Origin of the sequence: Undibacterium sp. Ji42W, from assembly GCF_049340405.1 — a bacterium.
Lineage (GTDB): Bacteria > Pseudomonadota > Gammaproteobacteria > Burkholderiales > Burkholderiaceae_D > Undibacterium.
On record NZ_JBMPOV010000019.1, the window covers coordinates 26,758 to 44,495 of the forward strand.

Annotated in this window: 12 protein-coding genes; 4 read left to right on the top strand and 8 right to left on the bottom strand. The window is 52.2% G+C overall.

All coding sequences use genetic code 11. The annotated features are described in order from the left end of the window. Positions 1-51: 51 nt before the first annotated feature. A complete protein-coding gene (locus ACO0LG_RS27790; protein ID WP_423031584.1) occupies positions 52-822 on the top strand; it encodes a hypothetical protein in 771 nt (256 codons plus the stop codon). Here the strand turns inward: ACO0LG_RS27790 and ACO0LG_RS27795 are convergent. Continuing rightward, complete coding sequence (locus tag ACO0LG_RS27795; RefSeq protein ID WP_423031586.1) at positions 819-1,730, bottom strand: methylglyoxal synthase; 912 nt, start codon at positions 1,728-1,730, stop codon at positions 819-821. The genes ACO0LG_RS27790 and ACO0LG_RS27795 overlap by 4 nt on opposite strands. Positions 1,731-1,890: 160 nt before the next feature. Between ACO0LG_RS27795 and ACO0LG_RS27800 the strand changes: the two genes are divergently transcribed. Beyond that, positions 1,891-2,652: a tetratricopeptide repeat protein gene (locus ACO0LG_RS27800; RefSeq protein ID WP_423031588.1), complete on the top strand. Its 762-nt coding sequence runs from the start codon at positions 1,891-1,893 to the stop codon at positions 2,650-2,652. A 119-nt stretch (positions 2,653-2,771) separates the two neighbouring features. Here ACO0LG_RS27800 and ACO0LG_RS27805 read toward each other — a convergent pair whose 3' ends face one another. The 6 genes from ACO0LG_RS27805 to ACO0LG_RS27830 form a co-directional block, all read right to left on the bottom strand. Further along, entirely contained in the window at positions 2,772-5,168 is a 2,397-nt protein-coding gene (locus ACO0LG_RS27805) for a sensor domain-containing protein (RefSeq protein ID WP_423031590.1), read from the bottom strand. Beyond that, positions 5,165-6,448, bottom strand: coding sequence for an HD-GYP domain-containing protein (locus tag ACO0LG_RS27810; RefSeq protein ID WP_423031592.1), 1,284 nt, complete (start codon positions 6,446-6,448; stop codon positions 5,165-5,167). Before ACO0LG_RS27810 ends, ACO0LG_RS27805 begins: the two co-directional genes overlap by 4 nt. Positions 6,449-6,646: 198 nt before the next feature. Next, complete coding sequence (locus ACO0LG_RS27815; protein WP_423031594.1) at positions 6,647-7,114, bottom strand: YybH family protein; 468 nt, start codon at positions 7,112-7,114, stop codon at positions 6,647-6,649. Between the two features lie 35 nt (positions 7,115-7,149). Further along, on the bottom strand, positions 7,150-7,839 hold the full coding sequence (locus tag ACO0LG_RS27820; protein WP_423031596.1) for a nitroreductase family protein: 690 nt from the start codon (positions 7,837-7,839) through the stop codon (positions 7,150-7,152). Between the two features lie 39 nt (positions 7,840-7,878). Next, the gene (locus ACO0LG_RS27825; protein ID WP_423031598.1) at positions 7,879-8,898 is read right to left on the bottom strand and encodes a transporter; all 1,020 of its coding nucleotides are present in this window, start codon (positions 8,896-8,898) and stop codon (positions 7,879-7,881) included. A gap of 221 nt (positions 8,899-9,119) precedes the next feature. Then, the gene (locus ACO0LG_RS27830) at positions 9,120-10,079 is read right to left on the bottom strand and encodes a LysR family transcriptional regulator (RefSeq protein ID WP_423031600.1); all 960 of its coding nucleotides are present in this window, start codon (positions 10,077-10,079) and stop codon (positions 9,120-9,122) included. 272 nt (positions 10,080-10,351) lie between these two features. Between ACO0LG_RS27830 and ACO0LG_RS27835 the strand changes: the two genes are divergently transcribed. Together ACO0LG_RS27835 and ACO0LG_RS27840 are read left to right on the top strand one after the other, a co-directional pair. Then, on the top strand, positions 10,352-13,225 hold the full coding sequence (locus ACO0LG_RS27835; RefSeq protein ID WP_423031602.1) for a TonB-dependent receptor plug domain-containing protein: 2,874 nt from the start codon (positions 10,352-10,354) through the stop codon (positions 13,223-13,225). Between the two features lie 185 nt (positions 13,226-13,410). Continuing rightward, entirely contained in the window at positions 13,411-13,710 is a 300-nt protein-coding gene (locus tag ACO0LG_RS27840) for a hypothetical protein (RefSeq protein WP_423031604.1), read from the top strand. Between the two features lie 94 nt (positions 13,711-13,804). Here the strand turns inward: ACO0LG_RS27840 and metH are convergent, their stop codons facing one another. Next, positions 13,805-17,554, bottom strand: a complete 3,750-nt coding sequence (gene metH / locus ACO0LG_RS27845) for a methionine synthase (protein ID WP_423031606.1) — start codon at positions 17,552-17,554, stop codon at positions 13,805-13,807. Between the last annotated feature and the right edge of the window lie 184 nt (positions 17,555-17,738).

Below are 17,738 nucleotides of genomic sequence, written 5' to 3' on the forward strand. Positions count from 1 at the left end.
CCCGTAACACTGTATTTGACCATTACCGCATCACACACTGAAAGGATTACCATGAGCAATATGAATGGCTGGGGCCTGACTGCACGTTTGATTTCCAAACACTTTGGCGCACTAGGCAACAAGATATCTGAAGCGATCGCCAATTTTGATCCTGAGACAGCGACCGAAGCTGACCGTGACCGTCTGGCAGCCGCCCTGCGCGATACGGCACAAAAACTGGCCGCTGCCCGTGCCTCTTTCGACAAAGAACATAATGATGTGGTGCGCTTGCGTGAACTGATCGCCAATGACGAAAAAGCTTCAGCGACTCTGGCAGAGCGTCTTGCTGCAGGCAAGATTTCTGAAGCAACGGTCAGCTTGTTCTGTGACGAACTTGAAGCCAACAAGGCGCGCCTGCCACTGGAAATTCAGGAAGAAGCCGACGCCAGAGAATACATGGATGAATTGCAGAAGATCGTCGATGCTTTCTCCAGACAATTGGCAGACTTCGACGCCGCTGCGAAGAAAGCCCTGCAAGGCCTGGCCGCGGCCAAGGCACAAAAAGACCTGCAACAACTGCGCATGGATCGCCAGGAGCAACTCAGCAGCCTGTCCAGCATGGCCAGTCATTCAAGTGCCTTGAATGCCCTGACGCGCCGCGCACAGACAGTCAGTAACGAAGCTGCCGGTTTACGCATCGTTGCTGACATAGGGCAAAAACCACTGGACCAGGCGGCAGAAATTGATGCCATCCGCAAATCTGTGGCGCAGGCAGATACAGCAGGCGAGAGCACGCTGGAAAGACTCAAGCGTCTGTCGAGCCAGACCGCAACAGCGGCCTAAGCCTGCCTGCTGACTCTCTGGGTCAGCAGTGTCAACCAGCGGTCAGCACCACTAACTTCACTGATGACCTGGGAAAAGTCACAAACGGTGCGGGCCGCTCTTTCCAGCAATTGTATGTCGGCCTCATGCTGGCGTGCCACATGCGGGTCTTCGAGAAACAGGATGCGGCGTATCTGCCTGTCCAGCACCAGCTCTGCCAGTTGCGCGTCCCCACCCAGCGGGCCGGACAGATATGGGGCAACCCAGTTCTTGCCGGCTTCTGCCCCTTTGATTCTTTGTGCCATCTGGTTCAATAAACCGCCAGTGGTGCCAGTTGCATAGCGATGCCCAAAACTGTCCAGCAGCGCAAAATGTTTTTCTGCCATGACCAGCATGCTTTCTTTCATCGCATCATGGGCGATCAGGGCAATGCCTTCTTTTTTTAATTCAAAAGTCGGATTCAGTTTGCTGTCCATTGGCGCGCCAGTGGCGGTGGCTTCCAGTTCCAGCCATTCCCTGGCACTGGCCAGCGTTGCCAAAAATGGTTTGCGCTGTATCACGCACTGTCGCTTGAGCGCCTGGGCCTCAGGGAAAACCGAAGAAGGATCGACAGGGTCTATCAGGTAGATCACAGCATCCACCGCCCTGGCCGGGTCTTTATCGACGACCCGCGATACCAGTTTCATCAAGCCACCCTCGCGCCCATAAGGAAAACGCTCGACCGCAGGGCAGCTTTCCAGCAGCCCATGTGAAACAATCGCATCAAGAGTACGTCCTACGATGACCAGCTCAGCCTGCAGATGTTGTAGCGCAGGTCCGCCGCCATGTAATAATTGCACCAGTGCCGAATTCGGTGCATCCTGATGGGAACGGTTGGCAATCAATCCTATGCGTAGCTTTTTTGCTGAGGTCACGGCATCTGCTTTCATGGCGGGTGGGAAAATTGTCTGTTCCTGTAGTTTACTCTCAGAGTGAAGCACTTGCTGAAAGGGGGCTACATTTTGTTACCTAATCCAACAGTCGAGACACACGAAAAAGGCGGGACAAGCGTAGCATTCTGTACAAGAAGTAAAACAGCGGAGGATAAAAATGAAAAAATGGCGGCATCTGCTGATGGTGCTCATGATCATGATGACCTGCGCTTCGGCTTTGGGGGATGATGATTTTGATGACGAAATGCAAGTCAGGCGCTGGGCCCTGCTAGGAGATACGCAGGCGCAGAACATGCTGGGCTTGCTCTATCTTGAACCCAGCGAAAATCTACAAAATGCACAGGAAGCTGCGTACTGGCTGGAGCAGGCTGCAGACCAGGGACATGCCGGTGCCCAGGCTAACCTCGGCGTCATGTACCTGACAGGTGAGGGTGTTGAAACTGATGAAGGCCAGGCCTTCCGCCTGTTCCGCCGTGCTGCCCTGCAAGGGTTGACTTCGGCGCAGCTGGCCCTTGGATATATGTATGCCAACGGCAAGGGTGTGGAAGAAAACCCGGAAGAAGCCGTATTCTGGTACCAGCAGGCTGCCCATCAGGGCAATGCCAGTGCCCAGCATTACCTGGCGCTGGCTTTGCAAGACGGTACCGGGATAGAGAAAAATGTTGCCCAGGCTGCTCACTGGGAAATGCTGGCCGCTGACCAGGGTTTATCGAGTGCCCAGTTCCAGATGGGTTTGCGCTACCTGCATGGCGATGGTGTAGATCGTGACACGGTGACAGGCTACCGTTATCTGCTCAAAGCCAGTGTCAAGGTTGGCAGCATGGCGATGGATAGCCGTGAACTGGTCAGCAATGACCTGACGAGCGAACAGATTGCAGAAATTCGCGATGATTCGCGCTACTGGAAAACACATCTTTGATTTGTTGTGATTGAAAGTGGTCTGAGCTTACAGCATGCAGAAATGCCGCCTATTTTTATGCGGCATTTTTTTATATACGCAGCAATCAAGGCAATATCAAGACAACACCCAGGCAATATTCAGCGCAGATAGCGCTGTTCAAATTCTTCTGCGGACATGGCGTGGGCAAACAGATAGCCCTGCATTTCCTCGCATTGCAGTTGCTGCAGAAAATCTCTTTGCATCTGGGTTTCCACACCTTCAGCAATCACGCGTAATTTCAAGGCATGGGCCAGGCTGATAATGGCGGTAACTATCGCGATGTCGCTTTCATTGCCAGGCAAGTCATCGATGAATGAGCGATCTATCTTTAGCTTGTAGATAGGGAAGCGCTTCAGGTAGCTGAGGCTGGAATAACCAGTACCAAAGTCATCAATCGCCAGCTTCACACCCAGTGTCGCCAGGGCTTCCAGCTTTCTCAGCGCATCTTCTGCATCCTTGATGAGTATCGATTCAGTCAATTCCAGTTCTATGCAGTGCGGTGGCAAGTCGTGTTCCTGCAGGGCCGCTGCAATACTCTCAGCAAAATTGGCTTGCTGGAATTGCAGGGCAGAGACATTGATCGCCACCCGCATGAACTGGCCATCACGGTTCCACAAGGCAGCCTGGCGTATCGCCGTTTGCATGACCCAGTTACCTATGGGGACGATAACGCCTGACTCTTCGGCAACGGGAATGAATTGTACCGGACTGACTTCGCCGAGGTCTTTGTCTGTCCAGCGCAGCAGTGCTTCTACACCCATCAGCTTGCCCGTCGCCAGCTCTATCTGGGGCTGGTAATGCAGCCTGAACAACTGGTGTTCCAGTGCCTGGCGCATGGCATGGTCAAGCTTCATGCGCGACAGCAGGCCGATATTCATCTGGCGCTGGTAAAAACGGAAGTCTGAACGCCCGCGTTCCTTGACGTGATACATGGCACTATCGGCATTCTTGATCAGGTCTGCCATGCTTTGTCCGTCCGCCGGGTAGAGCGCAATACCTATGCTGGCAGTCACGGTGAAATTCATGCCATCCAGTGAAAACGGTGCTGACAATTCTTCCAATACCCTCCTGGCACAAATCTCTGCGCCTTCGGCATCGGCTTCATGCAGCAGCAACACAAATTCATCGCCGCCCAGGCGTGAGGCAGTATCCACCTGGCGTATGCATTTCTTAAGCCTCTCTGTGACTTGCAACAGCACGCGGTCACCAAAGGGGTGGCCGAGGGCATCATTGATTTGCTTGAAATGATCAAGATCGAGAAACAGCAGGGCAAAGCTGGAATGGTTGCGGCTGGAGATTGTGATTGCCTGGCGTATGCGCTCATCCAGCAGCAACCGGTTGGGCAGGCCGGTCAGCACATCTGTGAAAGCCAGTTCTTCTATCTTCTGTTTTGCCGCATGGGTCTCGGTTCTGTCCTTGAAGAAGCCTATATAGTGCAAAGCACCACCCTTGGCATCGGCGACCTTGACCAGCGAAATCATGCATAGATAAGCATGACCATTCTTGCGGCGGTTCCATAATTCACCTTCCCAGAAACCAAGATTGTCCAATTCCTTGAGCAGGTTTTCTACCTGAGCAAAATTGCCTTCCATGGCAAAAAATTCCCTCGGGGTTATACCCAGCATTTCCTGCTCGGTATAACTGCTGAGACGCTCGAAACTGGGGTTGGTGGTGACGATTTTTTGCTCTGCATCGGTAATGAAAATCGCATCGGTACTCGATTCAAATACCTTTGCAGCCAGGCGCAGGCGTGCTTCGTCTGCCAGACGCTGGGTGATGTCACGGTAAGAATAAACCCGGCCTATCGGGCGTCCCCGTGCATACTGGGGCAAGGTCACTCTCTCCAGTATCTTGCCTGAGCGCAGGGTCAGTACATCGGTGGCTTCCATCAGCGGCGAACGGGTGATCGTGCCCATTCTTTCTTCATACTGGCGGGCATCGAGCATGCTCTTGTCCATCCAGGCATAGATGGCTTTGTCATCTCGCTGTGTCATCAACCCGTCTGGCAAGCCCCACAATGCAGCGAACAAATGGTTATAGCTGCGTATCGCACCATCAAGATCGGTGACCAGTATGCCATCTGCCGTAGATTCCAGGGTGGCGCGCAGCTCTGCAATGAGTTTTTCCAGTTCATTTTCGACCTGGCGCTGGCTGGAATGGTCGTTGATGGCAACCACATAGACTGAGCTATCCAACCCCATCCTGAGCAGGGTCACCCTTCTTTCTATCTGGACTATGCTGCCATCGGCACGCTTCAGCAGGGTTTCGGAATGGATGTTTTCTGATAGACCTGCCGCCACATCTTCCCAAAAAAACACATCTTCAGGTGCGGCGGCCAGATCGACGATGCCCTTGCCAAACAGGCTGCCAGGCAGTACTTGCAGTAAGTGATGGATAGACTTATTGGCGGCGACGATGCGTAGCTGTATGGGGTCAACCAGTATCACCGCTTCCAGCAAGCCTTCTATCAGTGATTGCCAGGGATGGGCTTTCATGCGGCTGCCCCATCTTCGGTACGCGTTTCGGCCTCCAGCCCGCGTTCAAAGAAATAGCACAGGCGTTTGCGTGGCGACAAATAATCATAAGCCGCCTTCGGCAGTTGCAGCGGCTTCAGGCTGCGGTGTATGCACAGCGTGTTTTCATGTTCCAGGTTGATGACCAGTGCTTCTTCACGAGGCACGGCAGAATTGTGGATGACCACCTTGGGTTTGATGGGCCGCGCAGAATTGACAGAAACCACCATCGCATAACGCTCATCGGTCAGTTGCACGACTGAGCCGGGCGGATAAATGCCCATCATGCGGATAAAGGCAGTCAGGGTGGGGGCATGAAAGCGTGGCTTGTGCTGAGTAAAAATCTGCGACAGCGCCTCATGCGGCGTGACTGCAAATGCCGGGTTGGCCGGGTTGCAAAGATTATCGTAATGATTGACCAGAGCGACAATGCGACTGATCGCGCTCTGCTTGTCACCCTGCACCCGGCTGGGGTATCCCGTGCCATCGGCATGTTCATGATGCTGGGCAATGGCCAGCATGACATTTGCCGACAAGCCCATCTTGCGTGCCATTGCCAGACTATGCAGTACATGCTCATGATACAGCTCACGTTCCGCATGATTGAAATGCTCATCCTGCCAGCGCAAACGGTCGGGCAATTCCATCTTGCCTATGTCATGCAGGATGGTGGCGACACCCAGGTCCAGCATCTCGGCCTTGCTCAAATGCAGAGCCCGGCCCAGCAAGAGTGAAATGACGGTCACATTGATGGAATGCAGCGAGGTTTTTTCACCGGCTTTTTCTGACAGCAGACGTATCGCCGCTTCATCTTCACCGAGGATCTGACCCAGAAAGCCTTGTATCAACTGTTCTGCCAGCTCTTTGGCCTGCGCTGGCTGGGAATGGACCAGGTCTGTGACCTGCTTGAAGGTTTGCGCCGCATGGGCAAACTGGCGTTCACAGACTTGCAGGCTGGCTTGCTGGCTGGCCAGCAATTCTCTTCTTTGCCGGGCAGCAAAGGCCGTAGGGCTTTCGGTGGCCTTGATTTCGTGTTGGGCGGGCTGTTGTTCGGCAGCGCTACTGGCTTCCGGCGTGCTTTTATCCGGCGCATAGCGTATCCGCTCCAGGCCCAGCGAGCGTATGGTATCGATTTGCGACTGATTGCTGATCTTGAAATTGGAAACCGGGAAGGGATGGTCCATCCAGCCAACGTCCAGATAGACAAACATGCCTATGCGCAGTTGGCCAAGCTCAATAAACTGTGTATGAATATCAGTCATGACACCGGTGTCCGGAAATGTGACGCTTGAGCTCGGTTTGTAGCGTAAATGCTGCCTGGAAGCGCGATGTGTCACGCGCAGCATTATTCTGCATGTTACATCAGCTTTTTGTGTGTCTGTCTACAATTCCGGGCTGAATGTGGGTTTTATGCTCAAATTGTGTTGGTTCTGATGCAAAACAGGGACTTTTTGCCTTACTCAGGGCTTGGCACAATCACAGACATCGTTTCCCTTATCGAAAATGATACGCCAGACACCGGGGCTTTCTTGCCGCCATATCGAAGTAAAGGTCGCCACCAGTTTGCCTTGCGGGTCATGCACCGGCCCGCTGCTGAGTGCCAGCTTGCCCGATTCCAGCACTTCTACTGTTTCCGGTGTCCAGGAAAAAGGGGCGGCAGGGCCTTCATAAAAGCGTTTCCAGGCCGTTGCGACTTCCTGTTTGCCGTGCAAGACTTTTTTGGTCGAAAAAAAGATAGTTTCATCTGCCAGGAATTCAGCGAAAGCCTTGTGGTCACGCACTTCCATGGTCTTGGCGAAGGCGGCTTCAGTTTGCATGACTTGTTTGACCAGAGTGGCATTGTCATCAGCAGCATGGGCATGCAGGCTGATGATCATGCCAGCTAACATGCAGGCGGCCAGTAGCAGGGGTGAGTAAATGGCAGTCATAAGAAACCCCTTCAGGTGGACATCAGCTTACAGATTTAAAAGAAACTGGCAATTTGCTCCAGTGGCTTCTTTTGTATATTCGGTACCAGGCAATGCTCTGCTGGATAGCCGACTACCAGCAGGATATAAGGTTTTTCATTGTCTGGTCTTTGCAGCAACTGGTTGAGAAACCCCATGGGGCTGGGGGTATGGGTCAGTGTTGCCAGGCCAGCCTGATGCAGGGCTGAAATCAAAAAGCCAGTCGCAATCGATACAGACTCAGGCACATAATAATTTTTGACAGCGCTGCCGTCATCCATGAGTGTGGTTTTTTGTCCAAAGATGGCGATCAGATATGGGGCAGTTTCCAGGAAAGGTTTATCCGCGTCCGTACCCAGTGGTGCCAAGGCATCTTTCCACTCCTGTGGGGCGCGTCTGTCATAAAACTCGCGCTCTTCTATCTCTGCCTCTATGCGTATCTTGTGCTTCAGGGCAGAGTCGGTGACCACGGCAAAATGCCAGGGCTGGTGATTGGCACCTGATGGTGCTGTACCTGCTGTCAGCAAACAGGTTTCTATGACTGCGCGTGGTACGGGGCGATCAGAAAATTCGCGTATGGTCTTGCGCCTTTTCATATCCTCGTAAAAGCTTTGCGCACGTTCCAGCATTTCGCTTTCCGGATAAGACTGGTAAGTCGATAACGGAATGAACTGTGGCGATCCCTGATTGAATGAAAGTTTGCTCATGGCTTTTCCTTGCAATGCCGTTGGAAGGGAAGGGCAGCTTTAATCGTTACGGTTTTTCCTGAATGCCAGCCAACCGGCAATCGCAGTAAACGTCGCCACGATGGCAACGACGATCCAGAAACCATTTTCATGCTGGGCTAAAGGCACGCCACCAACGTTCATGCCGAGCAGGCCTGCGATGATATTGATGGGCAGGGCCAGCACGGTGACGATCGTCAGGACGAAGAGCGAACGGTTATTCTGCTCATTGACGCTGGCGGCAATTTCTTCCTGCAGGAGCTTGATGCGTTCCTGTAAAGAAGCCATATCGCTGAGGACCACGGCAAATTCTTCCGTCGATTGACGTAGTTCCTGCACATCACGCTCAGCGACCCAGACCGGTGGTCTTTGCAACAGGCGGAACAGGGCGGCAGGCTCAGGAGCCAGCAATCTTTGCAGGCGCACCAGCACCCGCCGCAATTCGCCGAGGTTCGCCCGTTTGTGATTTAAACGGTCGGCCAGCAAGTGGTCTTCGATATCATCGATTTTCTTGATGACATTGCGCACTATGCCTATCAGCACATCGGCCTGGTCACGCAATAAATGGGTCAGCAATTCAGTCGGCGAGCTGAAATGTTCCCCCTGATTGACTGCATTACGTAGCCTATCCACCGATTGCAAGGGTTTGCGCCTGGCGCTGATCATGACATTGCTGCTGACATTCAGCCACAAGGTGGCGATGTCCGATGCCTCAAAAGCAAAGTCATGCAAGACATCATTGACGACCGCGATCAGGCTATGGTCGGCGTGTTCTATGCGGGTCGAGCGCGAGCCTTCATGCAGGGTTTCAAAAAAATCGTCCGGCAGTGAGGCATGTTCGCGCAGCCACTTCTCGGCAGCGACATTGGATAAATTGAAATGCAGCCAGATGAAAGAATCATCGCGGCTGCTGTGTCGCGATTGCAGCCATTCGACCGCCTCTTTGGTATATAAGGGCTTGCCGGGCTGTTCATGTGCAAAAACATAGCCACAAATCAGCCCCGACTGATCTGAACCATACGACAAGTGATCTGTTTGCATTTGCTGTCCAGGCGAAGAAACTGGACACATTGTAAATCAGCCAAGCATGTTCATGCTTAGAACGTATTTATGATCTGTAGCGAACGGGCGTCAGCGGGGTAAGGGTAACAAAAGCGCAGCGCAAAAAGCGGAATGTACTTGAGTACATGAGCATGGTGAGCAGCACATGCGCCCCGCATTAACGCCGATTGTGCTCGCGCAGTAAGATCATAACCACGTTCTTAGCCTAGCAGCATGTTTTTGTAAGATTGCGAAGCCTGGCGTATGCAATCCTGGAAGGTCAGGGCAGCATGTGACAAAGGCCGGGTCTTGTTCCATATCATGCCTACCGGGCTGGGCAGATGGCCCAGGTTCAGGGGCAGGATTTGCAAGACACCTTCAGTGACCAGTTGGCGGGCAGCTGACAGCGACAACAAGCCCAGACGTGGCGGCTCCATCAGCAAAGGCACGTTGACCGAACGCGAGACCGATTCAATCACATCGGTAGGTTTGTTCAAGCCATTCTTGGCCAGCAGATTGACCATGCGCTGGTGCGTTGGTGATTCTTCCACCGACAAAATCCAGGGCAGGTTATTCAAATCCATCCAGGTCAGGTTATCGCGTCTTGCCAGCGGGTTCTTGCTGGAAGTGACGATGACGAGAGGATCGTCATACAAGACTTCTTCCTGCAAATGTTCTGCCGCACGCTCAGAAAACACACGGCCTATGACCATGTCTATCTTGCCTTCGCGCAGTTCATGCAAGAGCTGATCGACCGTGCCATCCATGATGCATAAGGTGACATTTGGCCAGCTTGCCTTGAGTATCTTGACCGCCTTGGGAATGATGGTGGTCGAGACCACACTCAGGATGCCTACCGTGACCTTGCCAACGGTGCCGGTCGCCAGTGAACGCATCTCCTGATGTGCTTTTTGTAAATTGAACAAGACTTCTCTGGCATGTCTGATAAGACATTCACCGGAAGGTGTTGGTTTTATACCACGGCCAGCACGCTCAAATAACTTGACACCTATGCCTTCTTCCATTTCTCCCAACATTTTGGAAACAGCCGGTTGGCTGACGTGCAAAGTCGCCGCAACCTGAGCAACCGTCTGCTTGTCAGCCAGTTCCACGAGCAAGCGCAAATGCTTGATCTTGAGCTGTCTGGCGAAATACTTTTCTATGGGTAAGGTATCAATCATAACGATAATTATATACGTTTTCGTAAAATTCTCATTGGACGGTAATGAAATTGTAATGTGATCATTCTGAAATGCAACAAAGTGTATCGAATTGTGAATGTTGATGTAACTGTGGATAAGCACAGTCGTTTAACAAATAAACCCACATAAAACGATATGCAGATTGTTCAAGCACCGGTTTGGTTCGACCGCAAAAAGACAAGTCGGTTCAGTAGGCTTTGTCGTCGTTTTTGCAGTTTGTACCTGTTCATGATTCACCAAGGAGATTCTGGATGTTTTATCAAGAAAAAAAATGTGCTTATGCTGTCAAGCTGGCACTGGCAATGTTGTCTGGCAGTATGTTGGTCAACGCTCAGGCGCAGACTGAGCCAGCAGAAAAAATTCAAAAAATTGAAGTCACTGGTTCCCATATCAAGCGTATTGATAAAGAAGGTACTTCTCCTATCCAGACACTGACAGCAAAAGATATCAGCCAAAGCGGTGCAACTTCTGTTGCTGAATTGCTGCGCACGATTCCTGCCCTGGGTAGCGGCAGTGCATTCGATGCAGTTGATGGTGGTTTTTCCCGCGGTGTGGCGACAGCATCCCTGCGTGGCCTGGGTTCCAGCTCCACGCTGATTTTGCTGAATGGCCGTCGTATGACGCCATCGGCTTATGCCAATCCTAACCAGGGTCAATCGACACTGTACGATATCAACAGCATTCCTTTGTCCATGCTGGAACGCGTAGAGATATTCAAGGATGGCGCATCTGCAGTGTACGGTTCTGATGCTATCGCCGGCGTCATCAACTTCATCACCAAGAGCGATTATCAAGGTCTGCAAATGAACGCCAGCATCGGCGCCAATGATGACAATCAGTTCAAGAAAAAAAGCATCAGTGGTTTTGCCGGTTTTGGTAACTATGCGCAAGACGGTTACAACGTCACTTTCAGTGCTGAAGTATCCAAGCGTGACCGCGTTGCCATCAAGAATGCCAACGATGTAGAAAAAGACCTGTACAGCGTGCTCAACAGCCGCCTGTCACCTTACTCCAGCAGCATCAGTAACCAGCCTTTCTTCTACCGTGAACGTACACCAGGCAGCAAGACTTTCTTCTCTGCTAATGACGCCAACGTGGTCAACCGCACCAATTGCGATCCTTCCCGTCTGATTACTGGCGGCGCGCAATACAATATCGCTACTACCAGTGTTTTATACGGCCGTCAGTTCTGTAACTACAACCTCGACGACTTCGCTGAAGTACAAGGCGCAGGCCAGGACATCAGCGCGATGTCACGCGGTATCTATCAAATCAACGATACTTTGTCCGCTTTCGCTGAAGTCGCGTACAACAAAACTGACCGTGACTACACAGGTGGTTCACGCACTATTGATGGCCGCACACCATCCACCGCATTTGCCTTGTCTGGCGCAGGTACACCATTCCAGGCTATCTTGCCGGTTGGTCATCCTGACAATCCTTTCCCGACCAGCCGTGCAGCAGTGGTTTACCGTTTTGAAAACATCGCGGGTGGCAGCAATACCACCAATGAATCCCTGCGCTTCGCTTCTGGCCTGAAAGGCAGTTACAAGAGCTGGGATTGGGAAACTGGCGTTCTGTGGAACCGTTCCGAGCGTACAGATATTGCCAATGGCTTCCTGTTGCTGCCAGAAGTGCAAAAGCTGATCGACCAGAACATGGCTTTGGCTGATGTTGCCAAACAACCTAACCTGAGCCGCCCACTGAAGAGCGTTGGTGTTGCTGAAATCGCCCAGGCTGATTTTAAGGCAAGTACAGAATTTGGTAGTTTGCCAGGTGGTGCAATTGGTTTTGCCTCCGGTGTTGAATTCCGTCAGGAAAAAATGACACTGACTCCAGACAACCTGACTAGCTCTGGTCAGATTCTGGGTCTGGCTAACCAGTTTATTCAGGGACAACGCAACGTCACTTCCGCTTTCGTTGAAGTACGTACCCCGTTCCTGAAAAACTTTGAAATGGATTTTGCTGGCCGTATTGATAAATACCCTAGCTTCAAAACCAATTTCGTACCAAAAGTTGGCGCAAAATGGACAGTCAATGATTCCCTGGCTTTCCGTTCCACTTATGCACAAGGTTTCCGTGCACCGGCGCTGGTACAAGTTACTGCAGGTGGTACACAGACTTTCCTGAACGGCTTGGCTGATCCTATCCGTTGCCCAGATGGCAAAACACCTTTGACAGGCGCCGACAATACCGATTGCTCCAGAAGCATTTCTACACTGATCCGTCAGAATCCTAACCTGAAGCCAGAAACTTCACGTAGCTTCTCTCTGGGCATGGTCCTGTCGCCTACCCGTGATTTCGACATCCTGGTTGATTACTACAACATCCGTAAGGAAGATGAAGTTGCAGCCCTGTCATCCACACTGATCCTGAATAACCAGGATGCTTATCCAGGCACAGTCATTCGTGATACCAATCCTATCAATTTCGTCAAAGACAAGAACGGCAATGTTGTTCCTAATTCTGGCCCGCTGATCTCCCTGTTGCGTAACTACATCAATCAGGGCAGTACAGTAGTCAGCGGTGTTGATATTGAAATGGCTTTGCGCAATAACCTCGGCGACAATGGCAAACTGGACACACGTTTCCGTACTTCCTACACGATAGAATTCCGTCGCGCAGAAAAACCGGGTGATCCAGAAACCAATCTGGTCGGCACGCGTGGCGGTGTTTCCAACTTCTCTACCAGTGTTGGCGACATCCCGCGTTTGCGTGCAAGCCTGTCTTCTTCTTGGACCAAGGCAGCGCACACAGTCAATGGTGCAATCAACTTCACTGGCGGCGTATCCCTGATGCGTTATACCAATGCTGCTGAAACTTACCCAGTGTCTTATTGCAACTACGGTTCCGGCCAGCCAGCGACGGCAACATCATTGGGCGGCGTAGCCAAATACCTGACGTATGTGCCCGATTGCGCAGTTTCCAGCTGGACTACAGTTGACCTGGGCTACACCTACAAAGGCTTTAAAGACCTGACTATCGGTCTGCGTGTATTGAATGCCCTGGATTCCAAAGCACCTTATGATCCAAGCTCCAGCTACACAACCAGTGGTTACAACGACAGCTTGCATAATGCTTATGGCCGTGCATTCCGTCTGAACGTGGGTTATGTATTCAAATAATCTGCATGCAATGTAAGACTTGGTACAAGAACAGGGGCTCCGGCCCCTGTTTTTTTTGAGCTACAGAGAAGATTCAGTATAATCATGGCAAGTGAAGACCCCCGCCTTTGGCAAACCAGTTTATCCGCACGGATATGTCACCCTGATGGTGCACTGGAATTTTTGATACAAGTAGAAAGCACGCTATGTTTAGTTGGTTTAATTCAAAAGAAGAAAAAGCGTTCGGCTTGCAACTTGCTGAATTCGTCATCAAGGAAATTCCGCTAGAGATTGCCAAAAAAAAGCAGGAAAAAACCGTCATCAAGCGCCAGAAAGTCATGCAGCAGGTTGCGGTCAAGGTGTTGGAATTTAAACGCGACCACCGTCTGAATGTTTATAAAAAGGCGCAGCTGGGAAATAGCTTTAAGTGGCGCTTGCTGGAAGAAGGTTTTGATGCCGACGTTGCCAGTGAAATGACGACGATAGTAGTCAGGGAAATGGGTTAAGTCAGGCCTGGCTAAAAGACAATATAGTCAAGCCATCCTGCTGGCAAAACAGGATGGGCTCTTGGCGGGAACTCTCTACAGGGTTCCTTGCCAATTACAAATTCGGTGCCAGCCAGCGTTCCACTTCATCCTTGGGTACACCACGGCGTTCTGCCATATCCGTGACCTGGTCATCAGCAATTTTGCCTACACTGAAATACTTCGATTCAGGGTGGGCAAAGTAAAAGCCTGAGACGGCCGCACCCGGTATCATGGCCCATGATTCAGTGATGTACATTTCGATTTCTTCACACTGCATCTGCTTGAACATCTCGGTCTTGACTGTGTGCTCGGGGCAGGCTGGGTAGCCGGGCGCAGGACGTATGCCTTTGTAGTTTTCCTTGATCAGGTCTGCATTGCTCAAAGCCTCATCTGCGACATAACCCCACAGGTCTTTACGTACGCGTTCATGCAGGTATTCGGCAAAGGCTTCGGCCAGACGGTCGGCCAGTGACTTCAGCATGATGCTGCTGTAGTCGTCATGCGCATCTTCAAAGCGCTTTTCATACTTTTCTATGCCCAGGCCAGCGGTCACGGCGAACATGCCTATATAGTCCTTGATGCCGCTGTCTTTTGGCGCGATGAAGTCTGACAGACACTGGTTGGGTCTTTGCACGCCATCAATGATGGGCTTCTCGGTTTGCTGGCGCGTGCCGTAATACGTCAGGGCTACCTGGCTGCGGGTGTCGTCTGTATAGATTTCTATATCGTCGTCATTGACGGTATTGGCAGGCAATAAAGAGACCACGCCGTTCGCCGTCAGCCAGCGGCCTTCGATGATTTTCTTCAGCATGGCCTGGCCTTCGGCAAATACCTTGGTAGCGGCTTCGCCGACTACTTCATCCGTCAATATCGCCGGGAAAGGACCAGCCAGATCCCAGGTCTGGAAGAACGGGCCCCAGTCTATGTAATTGGCGATCGTCGCCAGATCAATATTCTTGAATAGTCGGCGACCGATGAATTTGGGTTTGACCGGCGCATTGCTGCCAGTGAAATCCACTTTCATTTTGTTGGCACGCGCTTGCGCCAGGGTAACCATGGGTGTGGCTTTTTTATTCGCATGCTGGGTACGGATACGGTCGTAATCGCTACCGAGGTCGGCGATGTACTGGTCACGGCTTTCCGGCGTCAACAGTGATTGTGCAACCGACACCGAGCGCGAGGCATCGGCCACATACACCACCGGGCCTTCATAGTTGGGCGCAATCTTCACCGCAGTATGTGCACGGCTGGTGGTCGCGCCGCCGATCAGCAGCGGGATTTTGAGCATGCGGAAATGCGGGTCACGCTGCATCTCTTTGGCCACGTAAGCCATTTCTTCCAGCGAAGGGGTGATCAGGCCGGACAGTCCGATGATGTCGGCATTTTCTGCCTTGGCCTTGGCCAGGATTTCTGAACAGGGCACCATCACGCCCATGTTCACCACTTCAAAATTATTACACTGCAAGACTACGGTGACGATGTTCTTGCCGATGTCATGCACATCGCCCTTGACGGTGGCGATGACGATCTTACCCTTGGGCTTGTGGTCGCCGCTGCGCTTCTTTTCTTCTTCGATGTAGGGGATCAGGTGGGCCACGGCCTGCTTCATGACGCGTGCAGATTTCACCACCTGCGGCAAGAACATCTTGCCCTGGCCAAACAAATCACCAACGATATTCATACCCGCCATCAACGGGCCCTCAATGACCTGGATAGGGCGGCCACCGGCGTTCATGATGGCGGCGCGGGCTTCTTCGGTATCTTCGACGATCCAGTTGGTAATGCCATGCACCATCGCATGCGACAAACGTTTTTCTACTGGTTCGTTACGCCATTCCAGCGTGGCTTCTTCTTTCTTGCCCCCGGCTTTTAGCGTGGCGGCGATTTCTATCATGCGCTCGGTCGCGTCTTCACGGCGGTTCAACACCACGTCTTCGACACGCTCGCGTAATTCTGCATCCAGTTCGCTATATACGCCGACCATACCTGCATTCACGATACCCATGGTCATGCCCGCCTTGATGGCGTGGTACAGGAATACCGTGTGTATCGCTTCACGCGCAGGATCATTGCCGCGGAACGAGAAACTCACGTTCGAGACACCGCCACTGATTTTGGCGCCAGGCAGGTTTTTATGTATCCAGGCCGTTGCTTCGATAAAATCGACGGCGTAATTATTGTGTTCTTCAATGCCGGTGGCGACTGCAAAAATATTCGGGTCAAAGATAATGTCTTGCGGATCAAAATCCAGGCTATCCACCAGCAGCCGGTAAGCGCGCTCACAGATTTCTATTTTGCGTGCATAGGTATCGGCCTGGCCTTTTTCGTCAAAGGCCATGACGATGACAGCGGCACCATAGCGCTTGCACAGCGTGGCCTGACGCAGGAATTCTGCTTCGCCTTCTTTCATGGAAATCGAATTGACAATGGCCTTGCCCTGTACGCATTTCAGACCCGCTTCGATGACCGTCCACTTCGACGAGTCGATCATGATAGGCACGCGGGCTATGTCAGGTTCGGATGCAATCAGGTTCAGGAAGCGCGTCATCGCTGCCAGCGAATCCAGCATGGCTTCATCCATATTGATATCGATGACTTGCGCGCCGTTTTCTACCTGCTGGCGGGCCACTGCCAGCGCTTCATCGTATTGCTCATTGAGGATCAGGCGGGCGAAAGCTTTTGAGCCAGTGACGTTGGTACGCTCACCGACGTTGACGAACAATGAGCTTTCATCAATCGTGAACGGCTCCAGGCCAGACAGGCGCATTGCGGCTGGTACGGTCGGTATCTCACGAGGTGTGCGGGTCTGCAGGATGTCGGCAATCGCCTTGATATGGTCAGGCGTGGTACCGCAACAGCCACCAGCGATATTGATGAACCCGGCTTCGGCAAATTCTTTCAGCAGGGCTGAGGTATCGGCTGGCAATTCATCAAAACCGGTATCGCTCATGGGATTGGGCAAGCCAGCATTTGGGTAAATGCAGACAAAGGTGTCGGCAATCTTGGACAATTCTTCTGCATACGGGCGCATCAGGGCGGCACCGAGGGCGCAGTTCAGGCCGACTGTCAGGGGCTTGGCATGGCGTACCGAATTCCAGAAAGCAGGCACGGTCTGGCCTGACAGGATACGGCCAGACGCATCGGTTACCGTGCCAGAAATCATGATGGGCAGGCGGGTGCCGGTTTCTTCAAAAAACTGATCAATGGCGAACAGCGCTGCCTTGCAGTTCAGTGTATCGAAAATGGTTTCCACCAGCAGAACATCAGCGCCACCTTCGACCAGGCCACGGGTTTGTTCGAGATAGGCTGCCACCAGTTGGTCGAAAGTGACGTTACGCGCTGCCGGGTCATTCACATCTGGTGAAATCGATGCTGTCTTTGGCGTAGGCCCCAAGGCGCCTGCCACATAGCGTGGTTTGTCTGGCGTCGAATATTTGTCGCAGGCTGCCCGTGCAATTTTTGCCGAGGCCACGTTCATCTCATAGGCCAGATGTGCCATATGGTAATCATCTTGTGCGACAGTCGTCGCACCAAAGGTATTGGTTTCTATGAGGTCGGCACCGGCAGCCAGGTATTGCTCATGAATTTCGGCAATCACATGCGGCTGGGTCAGCGACAGCAATTCATTATTGCCCTTGACGAAAAGTTCGCGCACGGTTGCCGGGCCACTAAAGTCCTTGAAACGTTCACCGCGATAATCTTCTTCTGTCAGTTTATAGCGCTGTATCATGGTACCCATGGCACCATCGAGTATGAGGATGCGCTTTTGCAAAATCTCGCGCAAACGGGTTTCGAGGGCAGATACAGGCAGGGTCGTAGTCATGATGTTTACTCGCAATAAAACAAAACCCGATCAGCTTGTGTGTGCAGGCGGATCGGGCGACGTCCTTTTAGCAGCACTTATTACGCGCCCGCAATCTGAATCTCAAATCGGCGCAAGAAAGCATAAATTATACGTCAAATCAAGGGCTTGGGTATGGCAGGCCATTGTGCTGTCGATTTTTTAC